Consider the following 17,214-nt stretch of genomic DNA (forward strand, 5'->3'; position numbering starts at 1 on the left):
ACGTTAGGAGAGTCATGCGACGCCTGCTGATCCCCCTCCTCGCCGCCGTCACGGTTCTCGGCGCCGGCACTCCCACCCTCGCCGCCGCACCGGACGGCACCGATCGCACCCTGCGCACGTTCGCCCGAGACACCTGGCGCTCGATGGTCGCCATGACGGACCCCACGACCGGACTGGTCGCGGACAACATCGCCGGTGGCCTCGACCCGGCGAGCCGCTCGCGCTACACCTCGCCGACGAACATCGGCGGCTCCATGTGGTCCGCGGTCGTGGCCCGCGACCTCGGCCTCGTCCCACGCCGCGAGGCGCACGAACGCATCGCGAAGGCCCTGCGCACCCTGGGCCGCCTCGACCACCACGAACCCTCCGGCATGTTCTACAACTGGTACGACCCGCGCGACGGCTCGGTCGTCACCGTGTGGCCGGAGGACGGCAATCCGGTCACCCCGTTCCTGTCCAGTGTGGACAACGGCTGGCTGGCGGCGGCACTGATGGTCGTCCGCGGCGCGGTGCCGGAACTGCGCGCCGAGGCGGACCGGATCCTGCGGCGGATGGACTTCGGCTTCTACTTCAACCCCGCCGCCTCCACACCGATCGGGACGCGGGGGCTGATCCGCGGCGGCTTCTGGGACACCCCGCCGCCCGGCTGCTCGGTCGTGGGCAACTACCGCGGCCGCGGCCCCGACGTCTGGTACACCTGCAACCACTACGACATCACCGTCACCGAACCGCGCATCGCTCTGTACATCGGCATCGCGGCCGGCCAGATCCCGCCGACGGCGTACTACGACACGATGCGCACCCTGCCGGCGAACTGCGACTACGCCTGGCAGGAGATGCGTCCGGAGGGCTTCGACACCACGCACCTGGGCCGGCCGGTGTACGAGGGCTCCTACGTCTACCGGAACATCCGCTTCGTGCCGAGCTGGGGCGGGGACATGTTCGAGGCGCTGATGCCGGACCTGTTCGTGCCCGAGGCGCGCTGGGCACCGCTCAGCTGGGGCCGCAACCATCCGGCCACCGTCGCCGGTCAGATCGAGCACGGCCTGAACGACGCCGGCTACGGCTTCTGGGGGTTCTCGCCCGCATCCCGGCCCTCCGGCGGCTACCAGGAGTGGGGCGTCGACGCGATGGGCATGGACACCAACGGCTACCCGTCCGACGTGGAACGCTCGACCTACGACGCCGGCTTCGAGGGGTGCCGCCCGCCCGGTCCGGCGCCGACCTACGGCGACGGCGTGGTGACCCCGCACGCGGCGTTCCTGGCCCTGCCGTACGCCAGGAACCCGGTCGTGGACAACCTGACCCGCCTGCGCGCCGCCTTCGACGCGTACGGGCCGGGCGGCTTCTACGACGCCGTCGCGGTGCGCAGCGGCACCGTCGCCAGGCGGTACCTGTCGCTCGACCAGGCGATGATCATGGGTGCGCTCGGCAACGAACTCGCGAACGAGGACATCAAGCGGGCGTTCGTGTCGGCGGAGTTCGAACGGCGGATCCGGCCGCTGATCGGCGCGGAACGCTTCAACGTCCCGCCGCAGCGCCTGCCGCAGCTCGGTACGGGAGGATAGCGGCCCGGGCCGTCCGGACGTCACGTGGACGTGCTCAACCGCACGGCGTCGATGGTCCAACGGCTGTTCCAGAATCTCAGCGTGTCGCCCGAGCAGGTGAACTGCTCGGGCTCGACACTGCCGACCATCTCCCCGCTCTCGACCACCCGCCCGTTGACCCTGGTGGTGAGGGTGCCGATGGCCTTCGGGTCGCGCAGGTAGATCGTGGTGTCGCTCGCCTCGTAGGCGAACGTGATGGTTCCTACGCTGGTGATCTCGTATCGGTTGCCACCCTCGGTTCCCGCGCGGGTCACACCGGCACCGAGATACTCCACCACCGCGGTGCCGTCGGGGCGGAACCGGTTGATCGTGCCCGCGCTCTGGAGTTGGACGGTGCGGCCGCCGACCACCCAGGTGGACCGGTTCGCGGTCTGCTGCCAGGTGCCGATGAGGCACTGCGCGGGGGTCAACGACGGGGTCGGTGACGGTGACGGCGACTGCGTTCCGCCGCTGGACGACGCCGGGGCCGGCGACTGGGCCCGGGGGTCGGGTGGCGCGCCGCCCGGGTCGGGTCCGGTGAGTGCCCGGACACCCGCCACGGCGAGCAGGAGCGCGAGCACGGCCGCGACGGCGGCGGCCACCCGCCACCGGATCCGTGCGCGACGGCCGGGGTCGCCGGGCACCGCGACCGGCACCGCCGCCGGCCACCCGGAACCGTCGACCGGCCCCGCTTCGACCTCCCCGCCGTGCCCGGCGGGCGCGCTTTCGGCGGACACGTGCAGGCTGCCCTCGGCGACAGCCAGTTCGGGCTGGTCGGTGACCGTGGCGGGGATGCCGAACTCGCGGTGCACCTGGGTGGCGACCAGGGTGAGCCGGCTGGCGCCGCCGACGAGAAAGACGCCGGCCAGGTCGGTGGCGCGCACCCCCGCCGCGTCCAGCGCCTCCCGCGTCGTGTCGAGGGTGCGCCGCACGATCGGTAGGGCGGCGGCGTCGAGCTGTTCCCGCGCGATCGGCACGTCCACGTCGAACAGCGGCAGGTGCACCATCGTCGCCGTGGTCCGCGACAGCATCTCCTTGGCCGTGCGGATGTCGTCCCAGAACGCCCGGCGCAGCCGTTGTTCCTCCGCACCGGAGGGCGTGGTGAGCCTGGCCCACCGCGCCGGGTCGAGCGCGGCGTACGTCTCGCCGACCTGCTCGACGAGCGCGGCGTCGATGTCGAGACCGCCGGTGCCGGTCAGGCCCCGTTCGGCAAGCACCTCGAACCCGTCGGCGGTGCGCCGCACCACGGAGGCGTCGAAGGTGCCGGCGCCGAAGTCGTACACGGCGGCGACGCCGCCGACCGGCACCCGGCCGGCCGCCGACACGACGAAGTACCGCGCCGCGGCGACCGGCTCGGCGACCAGCCGTACCCGCGGGAAGACCGCCGCCGCCGCGTCCCGCAGGACCTGCCGGCGGGCCGAACCCCAGCCGGACGGACAGGTCAGCACGATCTCCGCCAGTGCGTCGCCGGTCACCCGGGCGGCCTCGGCCGCGACCCGCCGGAGCACCGCCGCGATCAGGTCGACGACCGGTACCGCGGTCTCGCCGAGCAGGACCGCGCCGTCGTCGACGCGCTGCTTCGGATACGGCTCGAACCGCCCCGGCGCGATCCGCATCGAGTGCCAGGCGTCCCGCCCGACCTGGAGCCGCCCGTCCGCCTCGGCAAACACCGCGGACGGCAGCAGCGGCGACCCGTCGAACAGCAGCGGCCGCACCGTGCCGTCGGCGGAGGCGAGCATCGCGACCGTGTTCGACGTACCGAAGTCGATGCCCAGCCGCGCGGCGTCCACCATCCGACGACCGTATCCAACCCGCCCACGGCACGACTACTCGCGGTGGCGTCGTCAGGAACGGTTCGCCCGGTCGAACGTGACGTGCAGCGGCCCGGTGCCGGTCGGGATGACCGTGGTGCCGTCGCCTTCGGTTTCGCCTCCCGTGATGCGCGTCGGCGGGGTGTCGAAGACCGCCACGTCGGCGCCGACCTCCTGGGTCGGCCGCAGCACCACCTCGGCATCGGTGAGCCGGAGCAGTTCGCAGGTGGTCTCGCGCAGCGTCGCGGGGCCGATCCGGATGCCGTACGGCAGCATCAGCCCGGCGCGGGCGGGCAGGTGCAGCCGGCGGCCGCCGAGCACCGGGCGGTCCCGGTAGGCGAGCGTGCAGCGGGACGCCGACGGGGCGACGTTCAGCAGGTGCAGCAGCCGTTGGCCGGCTCCGTCCACTGTGGACGTCACGAGCAGCCCGGGGTCGGCGTCGTGGCGCAGCCGGGGGGTGACGCCGAGGGCCGCCATCGCATCCCGCCAGAAGCCGAGGTCGCAGGGGTAGTCGGCGGCGATCACCATCGCGCGGCCGACGCCGGCCGTCACGTCGACCGCGCAGGGCTCGCCGGTGTGCACCGTTCGCAGCACCGGCGTGCCGCCGGCGAGGAGTTGCGCGTGGCCGACCCGCACCTCGGGCCGTCCGGCGGCCGTCACCGACGGGAAGTAGTCGCTGCGGGCGTCGACGCGGCCGGTGACGCGCAGGCCGAGGGCGTCGGCCAGCACGGTGCACGGCGTGCCGTCGACGTCCCGTTCGGGGAGCAGGCCGTGCAGCAGCAGGCGTCCGCCGTCGCGCACGTAGGCGGCCAGCCGTTCCTGCACGTTGCGGCGCAGGGTCGCGGCGCTCGCCAGGACGAGCACGGGTGGCAGCTCCGAGGCGGACTGCACGTCGACCGCCGGGAACGAGAAGCCGGCCAGCAGCAGCGCCCGGGCCAGCACGTCGCGCGGGCCGGTGCCGCGGAAGCGTTCCAGGTCGGCGACCTGTGCCGCGCGTGCCGCCGACGCCGGATGGCGGTACTCGGTCAGGTAGTGATCGGGCACGAAGGCGAGCGCGAAGCCGTCGTTCTCCTCGTCGGAGTCGGCGAGGATCGCGGCGGCGGCGCGCACCGCGGCGAACACCCGCCGCACGGCACCGTAGCCGGCGTTGAGCGCGCCCTCGGGGCCGACCGGTGCGGCGAAGCCGTGCCGCTCGCCGGTGAACGCGATGCGGTCGTTCCCGTCGCCGACCGGCGTTTCCAGCGGCGGGTTGTGGCCGCCGGCGAAGAGGTACAGGTTCAGCAGGCGGGTGCCCTGTGCCACGCACAGGCGGGTCTTCAGCTCGACCGCCTCCGGCGGGTGCAGGGTCGACAGGTCCTCGCCGTAGTCGCCGCTGCCCGCCTCGAACTCCAGCGACGTCAGCGGCTGGTCGGCGTCGTGCGCGGCGGCCAGGAACGCGTTCGCCACGTACAGGTCGGGCGCGTTGGTGACGGTCAGGTCCCCGAGATACAGGTCCGAACCGGAGGTGAGCTGCGCGATCCCGCGATAGGACTCGAACAGCTGGCTGATCCCGATCGGAAAGGTGCGGCCCCGGCCCTCGCTCGTGCCGTGCACGTTGACCAGGAACGGCACCCCTACGACACCGTGGCGCCGCGCCGACGCGTGCAGGAACGCGACGTAGCGGCGGTACCGGTCGCGCATGTACCGCCCGATGTCGTCGTGAACGGCGAGCGAACGCTCCTCGGCAGGCCGGCGCAGCGCCGCCGCCCACGCCCGCGGGTCGTCGACCGGCGCGCCGACGCGTGCGGCGGCCTCGGCCGGGCCGTACCGCGCGACGGCCCACCGGCGCAGATCCCCGCAGACCTCGTCGGTCAGGTCGGGGGAGTTGGTGATCCACGAGAGCATGCCGATCTCGTTGTCCAACTGGACCGCGACGACCGGGCCGCCGTTCGTGGCCAGCCGGGCGGCGATCGGCGGCATGACCGCGGCGTACCAGCGCTCGGCGGCGTCCAGGAACGCCGGGGCCAGGTAGTCCAGCGTGCGGCTCGGCACGGGGGCGCCGTCCCAGGTGACCGGAACCAGGTGCGGGCTGTCGCGGTACAGCCGGTGCGGGATGCCCTCGTTCTTGAGTTCGGCCATGACGAACGGCCCGGGCCGCACCAGTGCGCGCAGCCCGTGCGCGTGCGCCAGGTCGAGGAACCCGGCCAGGTCCCGCTGCGGATGGGTGCGGCCGTGCAGGTCGACGGTGCCGTCCGGCAGTTCGTGCCACAGCCACGGCACGTAGGTGGCGACGGTGTCGCAGCCCGCGTCGCGCAGCAGGATGAGGCGGTGCGCCCAGGCGTCGGGGGCGAGGCGGAAGTAGTGCACCTCGCCGGCGAGCACCAGCCGCGGCCGGCCGTCGATCAGGATCCGGCGGCCGTCGAGCGAGACGGTGGCCACTCAGGCGACCTCGACCAGGACCGCCCCGGGCTGCGGCAGGTCGAACTCCAGCACCGCGCCGCCGTGGTCCGCAGCGACCGGCACCGGCTCGGCGACGAGCGCGTCGACCCGGCGCAGCGCCGCCCACTGCTCCTCGGTGGGCCAGTCGTCGACGCCGAGCGCCGCCGCGAGCGTGCTGAGATCGCCGTGTTCGCGGTCCAGCCGGGTGAGCGTCGCCGCGCGTCCGGCCGCACCGGCGATCGTCAACCGCACGTGCCGACCCAGCGTCGCAGAACCGTCCACTGTGGACTGGTCCAATGTGGACGACCACACCAGCACCGTCAGGCGGCCGTCGGCGTGCCGGCTCGCCCAGGTCCGCACCAGCCCGTCGGCCCCGTCGCCGTGGGCGCGCACCGGCAGTTCGGTGTCACCGAGGGCGGCCAACATGCGCAGCGCGTGGTAGCGCGGCTTGGCGATGCCGCCGACGGAGATCAGGCCGAAGCCGCCGTGCAGCAGGCGCTGCGGGCGGCCGAGTTCCTCGAAGTGGTCGCTGACCACCCAGTGGGACAGCGCGTCCACCCGGCCGGCGGCCGAGCGCATGCCGGTGAGCAGGAACGTCCCCGCGAACGTCCCGTCGTTGACGGGATTGAAATGGGTGGGTGTCACGCCCCACTCGGTCCACAGGATCCGGGCCCCCGCCCGGCCGTGCCGGGCCAGCGCCGGCCGCAGGTCCAGCGGCGGGCTGCCGTAGGTGTGCGTGCTGACGAAGTCGACCGGCGCACCCGAGCGCGCGGTGTGCTCCAGCAGCGCGTCGACCCAGCCGGCGGCCGCCGAGGAGGGTCCACCGACGGGGATGCGCGGGTCGACGTCCTTGACCGCCCGGGCCGTCACGTCGTACAGCCGCATCCACTCGGCACGCGTGCCGGACCAGAACACCTCCAGGTTGGCCTCGTTCCACACCTCGAAGTCCCAGCCGAGCACCTGCTCGCCGTACCGTTCGCGCAGGTGGCGCACCAGCGCGCGGACCAGGTCGGCCCAGCGGTCCCAGTCCTTCGGCGGGGAGATCACGCCGCGGTACCCGAACACCGTGCGCTCCGGGTCGCGGGCCAGCGCGCGCGGCATGAACCCGATCTCGACCACCGGGCGCAGGCCGGCCGCCAGCACCAGGTCGTAGACTCGGTCGACGCCGGTGAAGTCGTGGACCGGCGAACCGTCGGTGTCCTCCCGGTACACGCCGAGGTCGTCGTGCAGGATCGCGTGCGCGCGCACGGACCGGACGCCCACCTCGTCCCGGACGCGGGTCAGCGCCGCCAGCAGTTCGCGGCCGATCTCGCGACCGCCGGTCAGGTCGCGGCACAGCAGGTGCGACAGGCGTTCGCTGCCGATCATCGGCTGCCACGGCCGGTGCAGCGGCCCGCCCGAAGCGTGCGCGTCGACGGTGACGCCGACCGTCGGCGGTGGCCCGGTCGAGGGCCTCGCGGTGGCGACGACCGGCGCGCTCAGCGGCCCGACCGCGGTCACCTCCGGCACGGCGGCGACGGCGTAGGAGTAGGCGCGGCCGGGCTCGCCGGTGGTGTCGACGTACCGGGTGTCGGGCACGGCGAGCACGTCGCCGCCGAGGTGGTCGACCGGCGCGAATCCCCGACCGCCGTCGGCGCCGTCGGAGAAGATGTCGGCGCGGTGGACGAGATAGCCGGCGGCGCCCTGCACCGGGTCCCAGGCGAGCGTGACGTGGCCGACCCCGGGCCGCGCGCTCAGTCCGGTCGGCGCGCCGAGGTCCGGCGGCGGCGTTGCGGCCGCCGGGTCGGTGCGCAGCGCGACGCGGCTCTCCCAATCGGCCCGGGCACCGGAGGTCGACGGGTTCTCGGCCGCGTGTGCCACCGGGCCTCCTCGGTCAGGATCGGGCAAAGGTGTCCAAGGCACCGTAACCGCTTTCCGCCGACCCCGCCCGTCGACGGGCTACCGCCTCACGAGCATCGTTCGACGGTGAAGTCCTGGTGGCCTCGACCGTCGTGGCGGCGCTGCGTCTGCTTGCCCGACGTGAACCGGTACCGGTTGTCGTCGAGGCGGTGCCGCTTGTCGGTCGAACGGACGGCGTTGCTCAGCCCTTTTGCCGACTTGTCGTGATATCTGTTCACTGTGAGTGTTGAAGCAGCCACGCAGAGTGGGATGAAAGTACTGCTCGTGACGGCCGGCTCGCACGGGGACGTACGGCCGTTCGTCGCCCTGGGCGAGCGGTTGCTCCGCGCCGGCCACACGCCGCTGGTGATCGCGCCGCGGGTGTTCGGGCCGCTGGCCGTGGGGCACCGGGTGCCGTTCGCCCCGCTCGACCTGGACCTGAGCGCGGTAGCCGCCAGCACGCGTGCGGACGCGCCCGGGCCGCTGCACTTCCTGGCGTTCGCGCGGGCTATGGGCGGTGCCGTGCGCCCCGCGCTCGGCCCGCTCTGGGAGGCGGCCGCGGCCTTCCGCCCCGACGTCGTCGTGCACCACCCCGTTCTGCCGCTCGGCCAGCACCTCGCCGAACGCCTCGACGTCCCGGCCGTGCTCGCCCCGCCGCTGCCGGCGTTCGTGCCGACCGGGGAGTTCGCCTCGCCGGTGTGGTCCGTGCGGCTGCCCCGGCCGCTGCACCGGTTCCCGGCGCTGAACCGGCTCTCGTACCGCGCCACCGCGGCCGCCACCGCACACTGGTGCCGCGCCGCCGTCGACGAGTGGCGCGCCGACCTCCTCGGACTCGCCCCCGGGCGGGAACGGATGCCCGAGCGCACGCTGCACCCGTTCAGCCGGCACGTGCTGCCGCGCCCGCACGACTGGCCGGCCGACACCGGGATCACCGGCTACTGGTTCCTGCCCGCGCCGGTCGAACGGGAGCTGCCGCAGCAGGTGCGGGACTTCCTCGACGACGGGCCGCCGCCGGTGTACATCGGCTTCGGCAGCATGCCGCTGCACCGGCCGGCGCGCACCACCGCCGTCCTGTCGCGCGTGCTGGAACGCCTCGGTCTGCGCGCGATCGTGGCCACGGCGAACGTGCCGCCGCGCAAGTTCCCGGCGGTGTCGCGTGCGCTCGTGGTCCGTGACGTGCCGCACGACCTGCTGCTGCCGCACACGTCGGCCGTCGTGCACCACGGCGGCGCCGGCACCACGGGAGCCGCGGTCGTCGCGGGGAAGCCGCAGGTGATCTGCCCGGTCGGGTTCGACCAGCCGTTCTGGGCCGAACGGATGCGCGATCTCGGCGTCAGCGGCGGCACCCTGCCCCTGCACGCGCTGGGTGTGCGCACGCTGTCGGCCGCGCTGCGGCTGGTGCTCGAGGACGACGGGTTCGGCCGGCGCGCCGGCGAACTGGGGGAGAAGGTGCGCGCCGAGGACGGCACCGGCGCCGCGCTCGCCCACCTGGAACAACTGACCGGGATCGGGGTGAACGCATGAGCGGACGCTTGCGGGAGCTCATCATGGAAATCTGCGTGCTCGTGGCTCAGGGCGCCGGGGAGCGAAGCGAGGCGGCGTCATGAGCTACCGGTCGCCGGTGATGCACGAGAGCCTGCCGCCCGGCGCGGAGCGGCGCGTCCTGCGCCTGTCCCGGGGGGACCTCGCCGCCACCAGATGCGACGGCGGCGGCGATCCCGTCGTCATCGTGCCCGGCTACTTCGGCTCGAAGGAGGACTTCTGGCCGCTGTTTCCCGGGCTCGCGGCCGCCGGGTACGACGCGTGGTCGTTCGACCAACTGGGCCAGTACGACTCGGGCGGTCCGGACGACCCGGCGCACTACACGGTCGACCTGCTCGCGCGCGACCTGAACGAGGTGCTGGCCCACGTCGGCGGCGACCGCCCGGTGCACCTGGTCGGGCACTGCCTCGGCGGCTTCATCGCCCGGACGCTCACCCTCGCCACCCCGGAACGCGTCGCCAGCCTCACCCTGCTCGCCTGCGGCCCGGCGCTGCACGGCCGACGGCACCGGATGATGCTGCACGGCTACAGCGGCTACCTCAAGAACGGCGGCCCGCACGACACGGTCAGCCGCCGCATCGAGAAGATGATCCTCGAGGGCGCCGGCCCCTGGTTCGCGCACACCCGCGACAAGATGCAGCGCGCCAAGTTCGGCTTCCTGTGGGGGATGGCGCACTCCGCCTGCGACGAGCCGGACCGCACCGCCGAACTGAAGGCGACCGGCGTGCCGATGTTCGTGCTGTACGGCTCCATCGGCGGCCGGCTCTGGTCCCGCCGCGACCTCGCCGACATGGCCGGGCAGCTGGGCGCGCCGTCGCACATGGTCCACGACAGCGCGCACCACCCGGCGATGGAACAGCCCGCCGACACCACCGAGGCACTGGTGCGCTTCTTCGCCGGAACGGGGGCGGCGTGACCACGGCTCTCGCGCTCGCCGCGCCCGAACTCCTCCTCGCCCGCCTGTGCCGGCCCCGCCCGGTCGCCGACCCCTATCCGCTCTACGAACAGCTGCGCGCCGCCGGGCCGGTCGTGGCGCTCGACGGGGAGGATTCGCCGGTGGCGGTGGTCACCGGCTACGCCGAGTGCGCGAAGGCGTTGCGCGACAACAGGTTCGCGGCGCTCGGCCCGGACTACCACGACACCCGCGATCCGGCGTGGCGGGCGCACCCGTACAGCCGGGCCGCGTTCGGGTCGCTGCTGCTGCGCGACGGCGCGCTGCACGCCGCGCGGCGGGGCGTCGTGTCCCGGTTCTTCACGCCGCGCCGCGTCGCCGGGCTGCGCGACGGGCTGGTCGAAATGCTGGAGCCGGTGCTGGACCGGATGGCCGCCCGCGCCGACGCCGACGGGGCCGTGGACCTGCACGCGGAGCTGGCGATGCCGTTCGCGGCGCGGGTGCTGTGCCGGCTGCTCGGCGTGCCGGACGAGGAGGCGGACGCGCTGGCGCCGCTGATGCGGGACATGTCGGCGGTGTACGAGTTCGCCCTGACGGAGACGCAGTGGCGGCGGGCGCTCGACGCCGGCGCGGCCGCCGGGGAACGGCTGCGCCGGTTGGCCGCACAGCGCCGGGCCCGGCCGGGCGACGACGTGGTGTCCGCGCTCGTCGCCGCCCACGGGCCGGACGACGAGGTCCTCGCCGGCGAACTGGCGCTGTTGATGGCGGCCGGGTTCGACTCGCCGGCCAGCCTGACCGGGCTCGGGCTGCGGCTGCTGCTCGCGCATCCGGACCAGGCCGCCGCGCTGCGGGAGGATCCGGCGCTGGGCGCCGCGGCGACGGAGGAGGTGCTCCGGGCCGATCCGCCCGTCCAGGTCCTCCCGCGGATCATCACGGATCCGGTGGAACTGGGTGAGCGCGGCCTCGCACCGGGCACCCTCGTGCTGCTGGTGACCGCGGCGGCCAACCGCGACCCGTCGGTGGTGGCCGCGCCGGAGCGGTTCGACATCCGGCGCACCCAGCCCGCGGGCCTGGGGTTCGGCGGCGGCATCCACTACTGCCTCGGCGCCGCCGTCGGACGCCTGCAGGGCGAGGTGCTCTTCCCGCGCGTGCTGCGCCGCTTCCCGCGGTTGGCGCTCGCCGCGCCGCCGGCGTTCCGCGCACCGGGGACGATCTTCCGCGGGGTCGACCGGATGCCGGTGCGGCTGTACTGAGTTCCTGCTGCGCGGTTCCTACTGCTCGGGCGGGGTCTCCCGGTCGCGCAGCCGTTCCTCGCGCCGCCGCAGGTCGTCCTCCCAGCGGCGGAGCAGGTCCTCGTCCTCCCGGCGCTGCGCGGCCAGCCCGCGCAGGAACTCGGGGTCGTCGTCCGGCGCGACCGGGCGGGGGCGTTCCCGCTCGGGGAAGCCCGACCCGGAGGCCCAGGTCGGCACGGCTCGGGCGGCCCGCTCGGGACGGCCGGCGATCAGGTACGCGATCGCGCCGATCGGGGAGAACAGCAGGATCAGCAGGACCCAGACCACCTTCGGCAGGGCCCGCAGCTCGTACTCGTCCCGGGACAGGCAGTCGATCAGCGCGAACAGCAGCAGCGCGAGGTGGATGAGGAACAGCAGCGGATACAGTCGGCCCACGACGGACCAGCATCCGGGCTGCGGGCCGCCCGGTCTGCCGGTCCACCGGCCGGTCGGTCCCGGCTCGTCGCCGACGTCGGAGGGCCGAACGGTCAGTCGGTCTCCTCGGCGGAGCGACGCCGCTCGACCAGCCGGTCGTGCCGCTGCTTGGCCGCCTGGGCGCTCCCCAGCCCGACGCCGTGCGCGAGCGCCTGCCACGTCATGCCGCGATGGCGGGCGGTCTCCAGGAGGCCGAGCTCCAGCGCGTCGAGCTCGGCGCGGGCGCGGCCGACGAGGGTGAGCGCGGCGGCGAGGTCGTCGTGGTCGACGGCGGGCCCGTCGGGTCGTGGCCGGGCGGAGCCGCCGGCGCGCATCATGACGAGCCGCGCCGCCTCGTAGGGGGTCAGGGTCTCGTCGCCGTGCCGCCGCGAGACATGCGCCAGGGCGTCCCACTCGCGCCGGGACCGGGAGCGTTCGTCGATCATGCGGTCACTCCATCATTTCAACGGAACGTTGTCAACGGAGTGTTGAAATTTTCAGAGATAGGCGGCCTCGACGAGAACGTGCCCGAAGACCGGGTCGAACCCGTCCGGCCCCGAGTGGCTCTTCATCAGCGGCACCAGCGTCCCGTACACCGGCACCCGCAGCGTGTACGCCAGCATCCGCAGCGTCCGGCGACCGGCCTCGGTGACGGCGGTCTCGCAGCCCAGCAGCCGCACCCGGACGATCCCCGCCCGCCCCATAACGTCCTCCGCCGCCAGTTCGCGGAAGAAGCGGGCGACCGGCGGGTGGAGCATGTCGATCGCGGTCGTCCCGAGGCGCAACAGGTGATGGCCCCGCGTCGAGTGGCCGAGCAGGTCCAGGGTCACCGCCGGCCCGCCACCGTCCCGCGCGGCGGCCCGGAGCTCCAGCACGGCGCGCAGGTCGCCGAGGCCCGCCGCGCGATGCAGCCGCACGCAGCGGGCCGCGGCCCCCGCGAAGAACCCCTCCGCGCAGTCCGGCGAGGCGACGTTGAGCAGTTCAGTCCCCACCGGACTCCGGCCACTTGACGTCGGCCGGCGGGAACGCCACGGCCACCAGGGGCGCGAGCACCGGCGGGCCGGACCGCACCGGCCCTGCCCCCGCCGACGACGGCCCCAGGGCGAGCACGGCGGCGGCCGGCGGAACGAGCAGGAGCGCGGCGGCCGTGCGGCGGCGGCGTTCCGGCGCGCCCTGGTACGGCGGCAGCTTCGGGCTCAACGCGGTCCACTCCGCGGTGCTGACGACCGCGGCCATCAGAAGCCGCCGCCGAGGTGCGCCGGCGGCACGAGCACCGGTGGCGTGTACCGCCTCGGCCGCGGCCCCGACCCGCCCTTGAACGGCGGCAGCTTCGTCTCGACCACGCGCGCGTCGTGGGTGACGACCCCCTCCCGGAGCAGGGGCCGGTCGCCCAACCAGGGCGGGAGCTTCGGGCCGAGCGCCGACCGCTCGACGGAACTGACGATCACGATTCCTCCTCGGTGGAAAGGGTTCCGCTGATCAGGAAGAGCGCACCGGTGCGGCACCCCGCCGGGCCGGTGCGCAGCGTGGTGAGGCTGTCCGGCCCCGCGTCGCACTGTTCGGGGGAGTCGAGGTCGAGCCACATGACCACCGGCCGCGTGTGCGGTTCCCGCGAACGCCCCGGCGCCCACACGGCCACCTTCGCCAGCGAGCCGCGTTCGTCGAGGATCTCGGCGTGGTGGCCGGTGTACCGGTTGCCGGCGCGCCCGTCGGCGGTGCCCGGGTGGTACGCCACCGTCATGCACTCGTAGTCGTGGCAGTCCATCCCCTCCGGCGGGCAGGGCAGCCCGACCCGCGCGGCGAAGGACTCCTCCAGGTACACCGCGCCGGAGAGGGAGAGTTCCGGCCAGCGGGGGCCGAGCGTGGTGCCGCAGAGCGTCCCGTTGGGGCCGGCGAAGCAGTCGTCGACCTCGACCTCGTCCCAGCCGATCTCCTTCGCCGCGGCCGCGGACGGGGTGCGGGCGAGGTCGACCGCGATCAACTGTCCGGGGTCGAACCCGTGGTCGACCGGCTCACGCGTCCAGAACGCGCACCGGGTGTCGCTGTCGATCCGGCCGAGGAATCCGGGTGTCCCTACGAATACGCACCGCACAGAAGAGCGGCGTTCCACCCCGTTCCATGAGGAAAGGTCAGTAGGTCTCGACCTGGACGTAGAAGTCCTGGACGGTCCGGACCACCTCGACGAGCCGGTCGAAGTCCACCGGCTTGCGGACGTAGCGGTCGGCGGGCACGCCGAACCCGCGCAGCACCTGCTCCTCGACCTCGGAGGTAGTGAGCACGACGACGACGATCTCGCGCAGCGCCGGCTCGTTGCGGATGAACTCCAGCACCGTGCGGCCGTCGACCATCGGCAGGTTGAGATCGAGCAGGATCAGGTCGGGTCGCTTCGCGTCCTGGTACGGCGGCTCGCGGCGCAGATAGCCGATCGCCTGGAGGCCGTCGGACAGCACCGTCATGGTGTTGCGCAGCCGATGCTCGGCGAACATCTCCCGCGTGTACGCGATGTCGCCTGCATCGTCCTCCACCATGAGGATCTCGATCGGGGTCGCCACCTTCCGCACTATTGCACAGATCACGTTTCGGTGCCGGCTCAGCCGCTCGGTGGAAGGCCCGCTGAGCGGCCAGGATGCGGAACCTCCACTGACTGGTACAGTCGCGCCCGTCAACGTGGCGGTGCCCCGTAGAGCCGTGTGGAGGACCAGTGACCGATATGTCGACCGCGGGCGCCCGCATCGCCGGACTGCTGCACGAACGGCACGACGAGATCGTGCGGCAGTGGGCCGACGCGGTGACCTATGCCGCGAAGGGTCGACTGACCGTCGCCGAGGTGCAGTCACAGGTCTCGGAGATGTACGGGGCGCTGGCCAAGCTGGTCGACAGCGGTTCGCGGGACCTGCAGGTGCCGGAGGCCGCGGAGCTGCGTGCCGTCCTGGCCGAACTGTCGCGCAGCCGGGCGCGGCGCGGGTTCAGCCCGAGCGAGACGTCGATCGCGGTGCTCGCGCTCAAGGACGCGGTGCAGTCGCAGGTCGACACCTCCGACGCCGGCCTGCTGGCGAGCTTCCTGTGGTTCTCGCGGCTGGTGGACGAGTTCGCGCTGTTCACGTTCGAGACGTACAGCCGGGCCCGCGAGGAGCTCATCGTCGAGCAGGGCGAGCAGATGATGGAGCTCTCCACGCCGGTGATCAAGCTGTGGGACGGCGTGGTCGGCGTTCCGCTGGTGGGCACGCTCGACTCGGCCCGCGCGCAGGTCGTCATGGAGAAGCTGCTGCAGACGCTGGTCGACACCGGTTCGGCGTACGCGATCATCGACATCACGGGCGTGCCGGCGGTCGACACCCAGGTGGCGCAGCACGTGCTGAAGACGGTGATGGCGGCGCGGCTGATGGGCGCCGAGTGCGTCATCTCCGGCATCCGGCCGCAGATCGCCCAGACGGTCGTGTCGCTCGGCATCGAGTTCGGTGACATCGTGACGAAGGCGAGCCTGGCCGACGCGCTGGTGCACACGCTGCGCCGCAGCGGCATCGAACTGGTGCGGCGCGCGCAGCGCGGGGAGGCCTGATGGACCGGGTTCCGGTTCTCAAGATCGGCGACATCCTGCTCGTGTCGATCCAGGTCGACATGGACGACAACACCGCGCTGGCGCTGCAGGACACGCTGACCGAACGCATCGTGGAGACCAGCGCGCACGGCGTGATCATCGACATCACCGCGCTGGACATCGTCGACTCGTTCATCGGGCGGATGCTGTCGACGATCGCGTCGGTGTCGCGGGTGCTGGACGCCGAGACCGTGGTGGTCGGCATGCGGCCGGCCGTCGCGATCACCCTCGTCGAGCTGGGCCTGTCGCTGACCGGCGTGCGCACCGCGCTCAACGTCGAACGGGCGATGGAACTGCTGGAGCTGTCGCGGCCGGCACGGGCGTCGTCGCTCTCCGTCGTGGGCGACGGCCTCGACGTGTTCGACGACGATTCGCCGGTGGCCTGATGTACCCGGCTGCCGCGCCGCAGCAGGTCAACCTCGTCCCGATCGTGCGGGACGACGACGTGGTGCGGGTCCGGCAGGCCGTTCGGACGGCGGCATTGGCGGCGAAGCTGTCGCTGGTCGACCAGACCAAACTCGTGACGGCCGCGAGCGAACTGGCCCGCAACACGCTCATCTACGGCGGCGGCGGGCGGGCCGAGATCGAACAGGCCGACAACGGGCGCAAGCGCGGCGTGCGCGTCGTCTTCGCCGACGAAGGGCCGGGCATCGCCGACCTCGAACTCGCCATGACCGACGGCTACACCAGCGGCAACGGCATGGGCCTCGGGCTCAGCGGCGCGCGCCGGCTGGTCGACGAGTTCGACATCGACACCGCCGCCGGCCGGGGCACCCGGATCACGGTCACCAAATGGGCCAGGTGATCCCGGTAGGGGAGGTCATCGGCTGGTTCCGGGTCGACGAGGCGGCCACGGCCGGTACGGTGCGCCGTGCCGCCACCGAGGCCGGCGAACGGCTGGGCCTGCCCGAGGCACGCCTGGGCGAGATCGCCATCGCGATCCAGGAGATCGCCGGCAACCTGCACAAGCACGCCGATGACGGTTCGCTGCTGCTGCGGACGGTCGTGCAGGACGGCGTGGGCGGGCTCGAGGTCGTGGCCGTCGACTCGGGCCCCGGCATGGACGTGTCCAAGAGCCGCGACGGCTACTCGACGGCCGGCACGCTCGGGTTGGGCCTCGGCGCCATCGAACGCCTCGCCACCAGCAGCCGCATCTACTCCTACCCGGGGCGCGGGACGGTGCTCGCCGCGCGGTTCTGGCCGAAGGGGTTCGTCGCCGATCCGGTGCCGGCCGCCGGCCTGACCCGACCGATCACCGGCGAGAAGGTGTGCGGAGACGGATTCGCGTTGCGCGCCACGGGGTACGGACTGCTCGCGATGATGTGCGACGGACTGGGCCACGGGCCATTGGCGGCGGCGGCCACGGAGGCGGCGGTGGCCGCGTTCCACGCGGCGGACGGGTCGAGCCCGGCGGCGGTGGTGGAGACGATCCACCGCAGGATCGGCCACACCCGGGGTGTCGCGGTCGCCGTGGCGGCCGTGGAGGGCGCGCTCGGCACGGTGCGCTTCGCCGGGCTGGGCAACATCTCCGGGCACGTCGTGAGCCGGGACGCGCCGCGCAGGACGATGGCCTCGCTGCCCGGGATCGCCGGGCACAACCGGCGCACGGTGCGGGAGTTCGACTACGAACTGCCGCCGGACGGGCTGGTCGTCATGCACTCCGACGGGCTCACCGAGCGGTGGGACCTGGACGGCTACCCGCTGCTCGACCGGGATCCCACGGTGGTCGCCGCGCTGCTGCTGCGCGACGCCGGCGTGCGCCGCGACGACGCGGGTGTGCTCGTCGTGGCCGCGGGCGAGTGAG

General features: G+C 73.6%; 19 protein-coding genes. 8 read left to right on the forward strand and 11 right to left on the reverse strand.

All coding sequences use genetic code 11. The features are described from left to right. The first annotated feature begins 14 nt into the window (after positions 1 to 14). Entirely contained in the window at positions 15 to 1,568 is a 1,554-nt protein-coding gene (locus Val02_RS01125) for a glucoamylase family protein (RefSeq protein ID WP_203896933.1), read from the forward strand. Positions 1,569 to 1,588: 20 nt separating this feature from the next. On the opposite strand, the gene Val02_RS01130 is transcribed toward Val02_RS01125, so the two are convergent. From Val02_RS01130 to Val02_RS01145, 4 genes are all read right to left on the reverse strand, one after another. Then, positions 1,589 to 3,379, reverse strand: coding sequence for an Hsp70 family protein (locus tag Val02_RS01130; RefSeq protein ID WP_203896934.1), 1,791 nt, complete (start codon positions 3,377 to 3,379; stop codon positions 1,589 to 1,591). A gap of 51 nt (positions 3,380 to 3,430) precedes the next feature. Then, complete coding sequence (locus Val02_RS01135; protein ID WP_203896935.1) at positions 3,431 to 5,815, reverse strand: beta-galactosidase; 2,385 nt, start codon at positions 5,813 to 5,815, stop codon at positions 3,431 to 3,433. Next, complete coding sequence (locus Val02_RS01140) at positions 5,816 to 7,675, reverse strand: GH39 family glycosyl hydrolase (RefSeq protein ID WP_239151316.1); 1,860 nt, start codon at positions 7,673 to 7,675, stop codon at positions 5,816 to 5,818. It lies immediately after the preceding gene. 86 nt (positions 7,676 to 7,761) lie between these two features. Next, the gene (locus Val02_RS01145; protein WP_203896936.1) at positions 7,762 to 7,932 is read right to left on the reverse strand and encodes a hypothetical protein; all 171 of its coding nucleotides are present in this window, start codon (positions 7,930 to 7,932) and stop codon (positions 7,762 to 7,764) included. 31 nt (positions 7,933 to 7,963) lie between these two features. Here Val02_RS01145 and Val02_RS01150 point away from each other — a divergent pair, with 31 nt between their 5' ends. The 3 genes from Val02_RS01150 (at position 7,964) to Val02_RS01160 (ending at position 11,380) form a co-directional block, all read left to right on the forward strand. Beyond that, positions 7,964 to 9,217 (forward strand): glycosyltransferase, encoded by a 1,254-nt coding sequence (locus Val02_RS01150; RefSeq protein ID WP_203896937.1) that lies wholly within the window; start codon positions 7,964 to 7,966, stop codon positions 9,215 to 9,217. Positions 9,218 to 9,296: 79 nt separating this feature from the next. Further along, positions 9,297 to 10,151 carry an alpha/beta fold hydrolase gene (locus tag Val02_RS01155; RefSeq protein ID WP_203896938.1) on the forward strand — a complete coding sequence of 285 codons (855 nt, stop codon included), beginning with the start codon at positions 9,297 to 9,299 and terminating at the stop codon, positions 10,149 to 10,151. Then, positions 10,148 to 11,380, forward strand: coding sequence for a cytochrome P450 (locus Val02_RS01160; protein WP_203896939.1), 1,233 nt, complete (start codon positions 10,148 to 10,150; stop codon positions 11,378 to 11,380). The genes Val02_RS01155 and Val02_RS01160 overlap by 4 nt, the downstream gene beginning before the upstream one ends. An 18-nt stretch (positions 11,381 to 11,398) precedes the next feature. Here the strand turns inward: Val02_RS01160 and Val02_RS01165 are convergent, their stop codons facing one another. The 7 genes from Val02_RS01165 to Val02_RS01195 all read right to left on the reverse strand — a co-directional run bounded on the left by Val02_RS01165 (position 11,399) and on the right by Val02_RS01195 (position 14,364). Beyond that, positions 11,399 to 11,794, reverse strand: a complete 396-nt coding sequence (locus Val02_RS01165) for a PLD nuclease N-terminal domain-containing protein (protein ID WP_203896940.1) — start codon at positions 11,792 to 11,794, stop codon at positions 11,399 to 11,401. Between the two features lie 92 nt (positions 11,795 to 11,886). Further along, positions 11,887 to 12,258 (reverse strand): DNA-binding protein, encoded by a 372-nt coding sequence (locus tag Val02_RS01170; RefSeq protein ID WP_203896941.1) that lies wholly within the window; start codon positions 12,256 to 12,258, stop codon positions 11,887 to 11,889. 51 nt (positions 12,259 to 12,309) lie between these two features. Next, positions 12,310 to 12,804: a hypothetical protein gene (locus Val02_RS01175; RefSeq protein WP_203896942.1), complete on the reverse strand. Its 495-nt coding sequence runs from the start codon at positions 12,802 to 12,804 to the stop codon at positions 12,310 to 12,312. Then, the gene (locus Val02_RS01180) at positions 12,794 to 13,048 is read right to left on the reverse strand and encodes a hypothetical protein (protein ID WP_203896943.1); all 255 of its coding nucleotides are present in this window, start codon (positions 13,046 to 13,048) and stop codon (positions 12,794 to 12,796) included. Before Val02_RS01180 ends, Val02_RS01175 begins: the two co-directional genes overlap by 11 nt. Beyond that, positions 13,048 to 13,260 (reverse strand): hypothetical protein, encoded by a 213-nt coding sequence (locus Val02_RS01185; RefSeq protein WP_203896944.1) that lies wholly within the window; start codon positions 13,258 to 13,260, stop codon positions 13,048 to 13,050. The genes Val02_RS01180 and Val02_RS01185 overlap by 1 nt, the downstream gene beginning before the upstream one ends. Further along, on the reverse strand, positions 13,257 to 13,904 hold the full coding sequence (locus Val02_RS01190) for a hypothetical protein (protein WP_203896945.1): 648 nt from the start codon (positions 13,902 to 13,904) through the stop codon (positions 13,257 to 13,259). The genes Val02_RS01185 and Val02_RS01190 overlap by 4 nt, the downstream gene beginning before the upstream one ends. A 37-nt stretch (positions 13,905 to 13,941) precedes the next feature. After that, positions 13,942 to 14,364, reverse strand: coding sequence for a response regulator (locus Val02_RS01195; protein ID WP_239151342.1), 423 nt, complete (start codon positions 14,362 to 14,364; stop codon positions 13,942 to 13,944). 158 nt (positions 14,365 to 14,522) lie between these two features. Here Val02_RS01195 and Val02_RS01200 point away from each other — a divergent pair, with 158 nt between their 5' ends. From Val02_RS01200 to Val02_RS01215, 4 genes are read left to right on the forward strand one after another with little or no spacing between them, the layout of a single operon-like run. Beyond that, positions 14,523 to 15,371, forward strand: coding sequence for an STAS domain-containing protein (locus Val02_RS01200; protein WP_203897503.1), 849 nt, complete (start codon positions 14,523 to 14,525; stop codon positions 15,369 to 15,371). After that, a complete protein-coding gene (locus Val02_RS01205) occupies positions 15,371 to 15,796 on the forward strand; it encodes an STAS domain-containing protein (RefSeq protein ID WP_203896946.1) in 426 nt (141 codons plus the stop codon). The genes Val02_RS01200 and Val02_RS01205 overlap by 1 nt, the downstream gene beginning before the upstream one ends. Continuing rightward, positions 15,796 to 16,215, forward strand: coding sequence for an anti-sigma regulatory factor (locus Val02_RS01210; protein WP_203896947.1), 420 nt, complete (start codon positions 15,796 to 15,798; stop codon positions 16,213 to 16,215). The genes Val02_RS01205 and Val02_RS01210 overlap by 1 nt, the downstream gene beginning before the upstream one ends. Continuing rightward, positions 16,203 to 17,213 carry an ATP-binding SpoIIE family protein phosphatase gene (locus Val02_RS01215; RefSeq protein ID WP_203896948.1) on the forward strand — a complete coding sequence of 337 codons (1,011 nt, stop codon included), beginning with the start codon at positions 16,203 to 16,205 and terminating at the stop codon, positions 17,211 to 17,213. Before Val02_RS01210 ends, Val02_RS01215 begins: the two co-directional genes overlap by 13 nt. The last annotated feature ends 1 nt before the right edge of the window (position 17,214 follow it).

The sequence above is a fragment of the Virgisporangium aliadipatigenens genome (assembly GCF_016863615.1).
Taxonomy (GTDB): Bacteria; Actinomycetota; Actinomycetes; order Mycobacteriales; family Micromonosporaceae; genus Virgisporangium; species Virgisporangium aliadipatigenens.